Source organism: Spiroplasma endosymbiont of Megaselia nigra (genome assembly GCF_003987485.1).
GTDB lineage: Bacteria > Bacillota_I > Bacilli_A > Mycoplasmatales > Mycoplasmataceae > Spiroplasma.
In genome coordinates, this window is record NZ_RCOO01000109.1 from 1 (window position 1) to 3791 (window position 3791).

Consider the following 3791-nt stretch of genomic DNA (forward strand, 5'->3'; position numbering starts at 1 on the left):
TCAGTGTGCTTAAATATTTTTAAAATAGACTAAAATTACAAATATTTTATTTTTTTTTAAAAAATAGTTGCATTTATTTTAAATGATGTTATTATCATAATAACAAGAGACAGAATTTGCTGCTTGAATTTACATAATACATTTTCATAAAAATCATATTGCTAGTTATTGTTATATATTTATTATTTTAACTTAATCCCTAATTCATCCAACTGTTTGTCCTCAACTGGACTTGGTGAAGCTATCATTGGATCAGTTCCTATTGTATTCTTCGGAAAAGCAATCACATCCCGAATTGATTCACTATTCGTTAAAATCATTGCTAACCGATCAAGTCCAAATGCAATTCCGCCATGGGGTGGAACACCATAATTAAAAGCATTTAAAAATCAACCAAATTTGTTCTCAATTTCTTGGTTTGATAATTGTAATGATTTAAACATTCGGGTTTGAAATTCACTTTGGTGAATACGAATGCTTCCTCCCCCAATTTCATAACCATTTAAAACTAAGTCATAAGCATCAGCACGCGCAGTTGCCATTTTCTGTTCAAAATAATCAATAAATTCACTAGTTGGCGCGGTAAAAGGATGATGAGCTGCTTCATAACGTTGATTTTCATCTGATCATTCATATAATGGTCAATTAACAATTCATAAGAAGTGATATTCATTCGGTGGAATTAAAGCAAACATTTTAGATAATGCTACTCGGACTGCTCCTAAAGCTTGGCAAGTAACTGCTTTTTCATCACTAACAAAGAAGAATGTTCCAGCTTGTTTATTACATTTTTGTAATAATTTTGCTTTTTCATCATCACTAAGTACTTTTGCAAGTGGTCCTTCTCAATTATTCTTTTCTTGTTTAACTCATACTAACCCTTGTGCTTTATTTTGTTGGGCAATCCGCGTTAATTCTTCAACTTGTTTTTTGCTGACTAATTGGGGAAGAAAAATCCCTTTTAAACTCAACTCCTTTTTTAATGCTGTTGCAAAGACTCTAAATTCAGTTTTCGCAAAAATATCTTTTGCATCAAATAACTGTAAATCATAACGCGTATCTGGTTTATCAGTGCCATATTTTTCAATTGCTTCATTATAATCCATCCGAAGAAAGGGCGTTTTAATTTTAACTTTCATCACATCTTGCATAATTGTTTGAAATAATGTTTCAACAAAATGGATAATATCATCGCGCTCAACAAAACTCATTTCTAAATCTAATTGCGTAAATTCTGGTTGACGATCACTTCGTAAGTCTTCATCGCGAAAACACTTTGCAATTTGAAAATATTTATCAAATCCGGCTAACATTAATAACTGTTTAAACAATTGCGGTGATTGTGGTAACGCATAAAAATTATGGGGATTTAAACGCGAGGGAACTAAGAAATCACGGGCACCTTCTGGTGTTGATTTGTTTAAAATTGGTGTTTCAATATCAATAAATTGATGAGCATGACAAAATTGCCGAATTGTTTGCACTAATTGATTTCGTAACATAATTTTTTGTTGCATTATTGGTCGACGTAAATCTAAATAACGATATTTCATTCGAACATCTTCTAACGCATCAGTGACATCATTAATAATTAATGGCGGCGTTTCGGCTTTTGATAAAATTGTGACTTGTTTAGCTGCAATTTCAATTGCCCCGGTTGGTAATTCTAAATTCTTACTTTTTCGTTCAATTACAACACCTTCAACACTAATAACAAATTCATTTCGAATTGTATTAATCATCGCATATTGGGGATGCTCTGGTTGGACAACAACTTGTGTAATCCCTGTTCGATCACGTAAATCTAAGAAAATAATCCCCCCTAACCGACGATTCTTTGCCACTCAACCACTTAAAACAACCTTTTCTTTAACATTTTTTAATGTTAATTCACCACAAGTATGTGTTCTCTTCATTATTTCTTCTCCTTACTTAAAACTGTAATAATCTTGTCAAACTTAACTTCTTGTTCTTTTCCTGTTTGTTGGTTTTTAATTTTTACAACATTTTTTTTCAATTCTTCATCACCAATAATAATAGCATTCTTTGCTTTCAAACGCTCTAATGATTTAAACTGAGCTTTAACACTACGTGTTAAATAATCACAATCAACACGAAAACAACTTGCTCGAAGTAATAACAACAACGAAGCAGCAAAATAACGCGCATGATCAGATAAACAAATTAAATAAGCATCAAGATAAGCCTCATCAGCTAGGACAATATCATTCGCAGCTAAAGTTAATAACAATCGTTCTAATCCTAAGGCAAAGCCTACCGCTGGATAATCTAAACTTGGTTCAAAGGTGTGCACTAATTGGTCATACCGTCCACCACCTAGTAAAGTTAATTTTCGTTCTGCTTCCCCAATCACAATTTCAAAAACAACGCCAGTATAATAATCTAATCCTCGTACTAATTGCGCATCTAAGGTAAAAGGAATTCCTAATTTAGTTAACAACTTTTGAATTGCCACAAATTCTTCATTTTCTGTTGCGGTTAAATAATCATAAATCTTTGGCGCATTACTAAATTTATCATGATCAATTTTACAATCCAATCCTCGTAATGGATTCTTTTGTACCCGAATTTGACAATCAGCACATAATGTTTGTTCTCGGAAGAAAGCTGTTAACACACCAAGATACTTTGTTCGTGCTGCACCAATTGTTAAATAATTTAGTTTTAATGTTAAGTTTGTTAATCCAAGTGTTTTTAATAAATTATAACCAAGTAAAATAACTTCAACATCTAATAAATAATTCTTAGCTCCGACCACTTCAACTCCAAACTGATTAAATTGACGTAAACGGCCATGTTGAGGTCGTTCATAACGAAACATACTACCAAGGTAAAATAATTTTAATGGTAATTCATATTTCCCATATAGTTTATCTTCAATAATACTGCGAATAACAGGTGCGGTTCCTTCTGGACGTAAAACAAATGCTCGCTCTTTTTTATCTAATAATTCAAACATTTCTTTGCTAACAATATCGGTTTCTGCTCCTACTGAACGCACAAATAAATCTTTTGCTTCGAAAATTGGAGTTCTAATTTCATGATAGTTATATTGCATAGCAAGACTACGCAGCATTAATTCTAGGGCACTTAATTCACTTGCTTTTTCATAATAAAGATCTTCAGTTCCTCGTGGTTTTTGCATATTCATAACTTTCTTCCCTTCTAAATAAAAAACTAAAAGATTGCTTAGGAACGAAAAATCGCGGTGCCATCCTATTTCATTATCTTTTAGTTAATGCGCTTACTTGTCAAAATATATTAAATTTTATCTTCATGTTGTCATCACGCTTTAAAATTCCAATAGTTTCCACCAGCCACTATTTCTCTGTTCAATTATTGTCAACAATAATTTCTTTCAATTAAAATTATACCTATTTTTTTAGAAAAGTAAAATAAATTAGCAATTTATCTTGTAAAAACCATTCATACATTCAATCAAAATAAATTGAATTTTTAAAATATTGATTATATATATCAAAATAAAATTTTATTATAATTAGATAAATATATTAATTTATTTTTTACTACTAATGTATATTTGGAATATTTATATGACCATATATAAGCAAATGCGAAAAAAAGTAAAAAAATATTTAATATTGTAAAAATTAATTGAATGGCATCGTGTACGATGAAGCTCCAAAAAACAACTCTTGTTAAATAAAAAGGGTTGTTTTTTTATTTTTAAACCCATAATTATTAATTGATTCAGAGAAAGGACAGCATCTTAAATTCTTAAAATAGAAACTTTTTATCACAACTTTTTT

Annotated in this window: 2 protein-coding genes; both read right to left on the minus strand. The window is 30.5% G+C overall.

The window, feature by feature from the left end; genetic code table 4:
• Window positions 1-182: 182 nt before the first annotated feature.
• Entirely contained in the window at window positions 183-1916 is a 1734-nt protein-coding gene (aspS, locus tag D9R21_RS04880; protein ID WP_126821330.1) for an aspartate--tRNA ligase, read from the minus strand.
• Window positions 1916-3172, minus strand: coding sequence for a histidine--tRNA ligase (hisS, locus tag D9R21_RS04885; protein ID WP_126821331.1), 1257 nt, complete (start codon window positions 3170-3172; stop codon window positions 1916-1918). The genes aspS and hisS overlap by 1 nt, the downstream gene beginning before the upstream one ends.
• Window positions 3173-3791 lie beyond the last annotated feature (619 nt).